Raw genomic sequence first — 5887 nt, 5'->3', positions numbered from 1 at the left:
TTCCACAGCTCATCAATCTCCGCATTCGGAAAATTCGATCTGGTGCGCCAGGATTGCACGGCATATCCCGTTCCTTTAGACATCACCAGCGCCCAGAGGCCATTGCCGTAACTCAAATGGGTGATGTGGTAGCCTTTTGCCCACAATTCCTGGATCTCGTCCTTGGGGTAATGATCGCGGGTACGCCAAATCTGGCCGGTATAACCCGCTCCTTTGGACATCACCAAGGCCCAAAGGCCATTTCCATAGGTCAAATTGGTAATGGAGTAGCCCTGATCCCAAAATTCCTGGATCTCATCCTTGGGGAAATTGGGGCGGGTACGCCAGATCTGATGTGCATAGCCCAGCCCTTTTGACATCACCAGTGCCCATACTCCGTTGCCATAATTCAGGCTGTTGATTTGGTGACCACTTGCCCACAATTCCTGAATCGAAGCACTGGGAAATTCCGGGTTGGTGCGCCAGGTTTGGTCGGTAAATCCAGTACCTGTAGACATGACCAGTGCCCAAATGCCGTTGCCATAAGTCAAATTGGAGATGTAGTATCTTTTGTCCCAAAACTCCTTGATTTCATCTTTGGGGAAATACGTGCGGGTACGCCAGGCTTCGGTATAATTGGTTTTTGTTTTTGACATGGTCAACGCCCAAATGCTGTCACCAAAGGCCAATCCAGTAATTCGATAGCGCAATGCTGGCGCTTCGGGGGTAGTTGTAGTGGTGGTAGTTGTAGTAGGTTTGGTGGTGGTAAATGGGTACAACGTAGCAATTGCCTTTTTATCTCCAGCCGATAAGTCGTAGTTCCAGCCTACTTCGTAGCCATCCACGGTAAATGCCTTATCTACCGGGTAGTGCATGATGGACTTGGGGTCGTATTCGCCATTGGTTTGGGTAATGGAGTATTTGTTCAGTACGTTTTTGTCTACGTCCTCTTTGCTCCAGTTTTGGGTTTGCATGTAGTGCGCATACACTTTGGGCATGTTCCACTTGATGCCGGATAAAGGACTCAAGTGCTCATGCAACATCCCCAAGGCATGACCAAATTCGTGCAAAATGGTACGCCGGAACTCTTGTTCACTGGTTTTCTGATCAAACCAGCCATAATTCATGGACGTACCTGCCTTACCACTGAGCGATTTGCCGGAATTGGCATCCACTGAAAATTGGCTGGATTGCTTGCCAATCAAAGACCAGGAGCCCCCTTTGTTGAAGGTGATGCGGATATCGGCTTGGGGGCCAGGTACAAATTCAAATACGATGTTGGCATGTTTGCTCCACTCAGGGGCATATTTGATGACCTTGCTGCGCAAAAATTCGTCGCCGTTCAAGAAAGCTACCGTGATTTTCTTACTATCTTCCCAGCGCATGTCGCTGTAGTACACACCTTGATATAAGGAGGTATTCAGGGTGGGAAAAATGATGTCCTGGCAAGATTGAACTTGCGCGAAAGACAAGCGTGCAATTGCAAACAAAACAAGGGTAATAATCGGTTTCATTGTTGATGATTCTTTAGGGTGGTGGTATTTAATCTTCTTCACGATCTTCAAAGGCAATTCCGTACTTCTCCAGCCTTCGATACAGTGCAAAACGCGTAATCCCCAGCGATCGCGCTACTTTTAATAGTTTATTTTGATGAAAAGCCAGTGCGCGTTTGATCATTTCCAATTCCATTTCTTCCAGCGTCATGGTGCCTACTTCCGGAAATTTAGCATTGCTTTTTGTCCCAGGGCTAAATGTCTGCACATTCTTTTGAAAATCAGCTACACGTAGTTCATCTCCAGTGCTTAAAAGTACGGTGCGTTCAACTAGGTTTTTCAACTGGCGGATGTTGCCCGGCAAGGGCAGGTTTTGCAGCCAATGTAATGCCTCTTTTTGAATCTGCAATTGAGGCCGGTTGTAAAGGACTTTGAGGTTGTTGACAAAAAAACTGACCAGCGTCGGAATGTCCCCTCCTCGTTCGCGCAATGCTGGCAATTTGACCGTAATCAAGTTGATGCGGTAAAATAGGTCTTCGCGAAAAGTGCCTTGCGCCACCATTTCTTCCAGGTTGCGGTTGGTGGCACACACAATGCGTACATCTACGGTTTTGCTGCGGCTGCTGCCAAGGGGTTCAAAACTGCGGTCTTGTAGTACCCGCAACAGTTTAACCTGGCTACTCAAATCCAGATCACCAATTTCATCCAAAAAGATACTGCCTTTGTGGGCCATTTCGAAACGACCGATTCGATCGGTTTTGGCATCAGTAAAAGCGCCGCGTACATGGCCAAACAATTCGCTTTCAAACAAATTGGCCGAAATTCCGCCCAAATTGACTTTAACAAAAGGTGCTTTGCTGCGCTTGCTATTCAGGTGTACAGCCTCGGCAATGAGTTCCTTACCCGTTCCGCTTTCTCCGGTGATCAGTACCGGAGCATCAGTTGGCGCAACCCGCCCGATGGATTCCAACAATTCCAGCAATTGGGGGTCTTCACCCACGATGTTTTCAAAATTGAATTGCTCGTTTAATCTTTTGCGGTTGGGGGTTTGGGGAGGTGTTTGAGCCAAATTAAGGGCGGTACGAACCGATTGCAGCAATACGTTGTTTTGCCAGGGTTTGGTTAAAAAATCTGCTGCGCCGATCTTCATGCCTTCAACGGCCAATTCAATCGTACCCCAGCCAGTGAGCAACACAACAGGTAGCCGGGGGTATAGGGTTTTGATTTTGCGCAGGGTATTCAATCCTTCCAGGCCAGAAGTTTCTACCGAAAAATTCATATCCAGGATGACCAGTTCAGGCTGTTGAGTTGCCAAAAAAGCCAATGCTTCTTGAGGTGAATTGGCAGACAACATTTTAAATCCCTCTTGCTGAAACAACAGCGCAAGAGAAGCTTGAATGGCAATATCATCATCGATGAGTAGCAGCAATGCAATCAGGGTTTAAAGATGAGTATGGGGATGTTGACCTCCTGAATGATTTCGTGCGCCAGGCCACTGCGAAAGATGCGGTCCCAAAAACCCTTGTGGTAAGCGGTGAGTGCAATCAAATCGGCTTTGACTTCTTGCATGAAGCGTTCCAGGTGATCCATGATGTCTTCGCCCTCCAAAACGGTAAAGCTCAATTGGTGGTCTTCGTTTTCTTCCTCCAGCGCATGCATGATTTTATCCATCTGCTGCCGGGCCCAGACATTGTCTGCCGGATCGTCATTGACATGTACCAGGTAAAGGTGGGCATCGAGGGCCTGACTCCAAGCTACCATTTTTTCTATAGAAGCCAGATTGGCCACATCAAAGTCGGCGGCGTAAACGATGTTTTTGATCGGTGCAAACTTGTTTCCAGGCGGAGTCATCAAAACCGGAGCGACAGCGGCATTGATCATTCTGGAGGCCAGGCTGCCAAATATGCGCCCCGCCAGGCTCATCCGGTTGCGCATCCCCATGATGATCAGGTCGGCATCGTATTTTTCGGTCAGCATCAGAATGCTTTCCCATAAGTTGCCGCCTACAATCACACCTCGAACGGGCAGTTTTTGATTTTCCTCGGTGGTATTGGATTGAATGAATGCCCGAAGTTTTTTAAACTCCTCCAGTTGCTCTTCATCGGTAGCTTCATCCAGATGGGTGGTATCTTCCAGGGTTGCAAAATCGGCATCGTCTTTGACGTGTGCAACATAAAGCTCATTGTGCAAATGACGGGTGAGGTGCAAGCCATACAAGAAAGGCTGGTCACTGTGTTGCTGATAATCCGTCAAGCATAAAATGGCATCCATTTTTTAGGGTCTTATTGTTTGGGGGTTTAAGCTTTAATATTTGGGTCGCTTAGTGGGGTCGCTGCGGTTTTTTCTTCCCGACCTTGACGCAAAACTTCGGACAAAGAAGGGAGAATTCCAGCAGCCAAGGAAACCGCTATCACCGCAAGCGAAAGCCATTCTGGTAAATCAACCTGATGCACAATGCACATTTTGACCCCCACAAAAGCCAAAATGACTACCAGACTATAGCGCAAGTAGGGAAACTTGTCGAGCATGGAAGCCAGTACGAAATACAAAGATCGCAGCCCTAAGATAGCAAAAATATTGGAGGTAAATACCAAAAAAGGATCGGTGGTAATGGCGAATATGGCAGGGATGCTGTCAAAAGCGAACATGATATCGGTGGTCTCGATCACCAAAAGGGCAATAAACAGAGGCGTAGCCGCAGTAGCATGGTCTACTTTTATGAAAAAATTTTCTCCGTGAAATCGATCGGTGACTGGAAAAAATCGCTTGGCCAAAGCGACCAACGGATTCTTGTCTACATCAACATCTTCGTCGTGGTCTTTTTGCACCAACATGCGGTAAGCAGTATACAGCAAAATTGCGCCGAAAACATAGGTGATCCAACCAAAGCGGTGCAGCAGCACGGAGCCTACCAAAATCATAAAACCTCGAAACAACACTGCTCCAATGATGCCCCAAAACAGCACACGGTGCTGGAATTGCTGTGGAATTTTAAAATAAGCAAAGATCACGGCGATGACAAATATATTGTCGATGCTCAGTGATTGTTCCACCAAATAACCCGTCAGGTAGGTGATCACTGCTTTTTGACCCGACATGGGGGCACCTTCTTCGTGTACCCAACTATTCTCGTAAGCGAAATAGATGAAGATGCTGAATAGCAATGAAAAAGCGACCCATACTCCTGTCCAACGCAAGGCTTCCTTGGCATTGATGGTATGGGCATCTTTATTGAATACGCCCAAATCAAGGGCGAGCAATGCAGCTACTAAAACTAAAAAGCCAATCCAAATGAGCATAATGAATGATTCTGTTGATTCTCGTGATGGTATTGATGGGCTAAAGGCAATGACAAAAATACAAAGTCCTCTATCAACACCTCAAACAGACGGGGAGTTCGGGAAAAAAAGAAGGGCAATCGAATCGATTGCCCTTTTAGTCGAAAATTGGAGGTCGGAAGCGGATTTGAACCGCTGTACGAGGTTTTGCAGACCTCTGCCTAGCCGCTCGGCCACCCGACCCTGTGGTCGTCAAAACGCGCGATCGCGCTTTGGAGTGGCAAAGATAGGAGAAGAAGATATGCTGTGCAAGTACTTTGGGAAAAAAAGTTGAAAAGTTTAGTGCGCTAAAGAACCTAAGAGTTTGGTTCTGGTGTCGTTCACCGATAAAAAAAGTAGTTCATCGAGTAGCACTTGAGAAGGGTTGGGCAGCAACGTAGTTTTGAATCATCATTTAATTCCTAAGTATGACGCAAAAAATTACTTCCTGATTTTTTTAGAGGGAAGTTAATTTTTCTGCGTTACTAAACCATCAATGAATTATGAAAAATCGATTTGCACTGCTATTTATAATGGCTTTTAGCTTTGTTGCCAGTTCTGCCTTTATGTGCAGTAAGGAAGACACGGCAACCGTCCCGGTTAAACTTGAATATACCTCCTTAATTGGCTATTGGAAACTAAAAAGTGGAGCTTCCTTCGGCATCAACGAAAAAGGGGAAAAGAAACAAACCGTAACCATGAAAGAAGGAGTAGTTGCCTATGAGTTTTTTGCGGATGGTACTTTCATTAGCCATGTATTGGTCGGAACGCCTACATCCGAAAAAGGGAACTGGAAATTGGAGGTCAAAAAACTGGACAGCAAGGACATTGAAGATGGGGTTTTAACACTCACGTCACCTTCCACCAAAGCTAGTGCTGGTGAAATTTGGGTAGATCAAGATGGAGCCATGCGGCAACAAATCTCCAGTCTTGATAAGCCAACCGGCGCCACCAAGCCCCGCATTTATCTGGTGTCGAAGCACATTGAAGTTTATCCGTATAAAGAAGCTTGGGTTGAAACGACTTACGAAAAACAATAAGTGGTGGGGCAAAAATAAGTGATCATTTTTCTTGAGCCAGAGGATTAGATAAGACACT

At 46.4% G+C, this 5887-nt stretch carries 5 protein-coding genes and 1 tRNA gene; 1 reads left to right on the top strand and 5 read right to left on the bottom strand.

Going from position 1 to position 5887, the window contains the following annotated elements; translation table 11 throughout:
• From ABW391_RS28255 to ABW391_RS28235, 5 genes are all read right to left on the bottom strand, one after another.
• Positions 1-1493: DUF7477 domain-containing protein (locus ABW391_RS28255; RefSeq protein WP_353485260.1), on the bottom strand; the 1493-nt coding region annotated here is incomplete at its 3' end.
• 28 nt (positions 1494-1521) lie between these two features.
• A complete protein-coding gene (locus ABW391_RS28250) occupies positions 1522-2901 on the bottom strand; it encodes a sigma-54-dependent transcriptional regulator (RefSeq protein ID WP_353485259.1) in 1380 nt (459 codons plus the stop codon).
• A gap of 5 nt (positions 2902-2906) precedes the next feature.
• Positions 2907-3743: a universal stress protein gene (locus ABW391_RS28245; protein ID WP_353485258.1), complete on the bottom strand. Its 837-nt coding sequence runs from the start codon at positions 3741-3743 to the stop codon at positions 2907-2909.
• A 26-nt stretch (positions 3744-3769) separates the two neighbouring features.
• Positions 3770-4771, bottom strand: coding sequence for a TerC family protein (locus ABW391_RS28240; RefSeq protein ID WP_353485257.1), 1002 nt, complete (start codon positions 4769-4771; stop codon positions 3770-3772).
• Positions 4772-4919: 148 nt separating this feature from the next.
• Positions 4920-4993 (bottom strand) — tRNA-Cys (locus tag ABW391_RS28235).
• 299 nt (positions 4994-5292) lie between these two features.
• Here ABW391_RS28235 and ABW391_RS28230 point away from each other — a divergent pair.
• A complete protein-coding gene (locus ABW391_RS28230) occupies positions 5293-5829 on the top strand; it encodes a hypothetical protein (RefSeq protein ID WP_353485256.1) in 537 nt (178 codons plus the stop codon).
• Positions 5830-5887: the final 58 nt, after the last annotated feature.

The sequence above is a fragment of the Haliscomenobacter sp. genome, from assembly GCF_040403615.1.
In the GTDB taxonomy this organism is placed as follows: Bacteria; Bacteroidota; Bacteroidia; order Chitinophagales; family Saprospiraceae; genus Haliscomenobacter.
The sequence above is the reverse complement of the archived record's forward strand: the minus strand, read 5'-3'. Positions and strand labels throughout refer to the sequence as shown.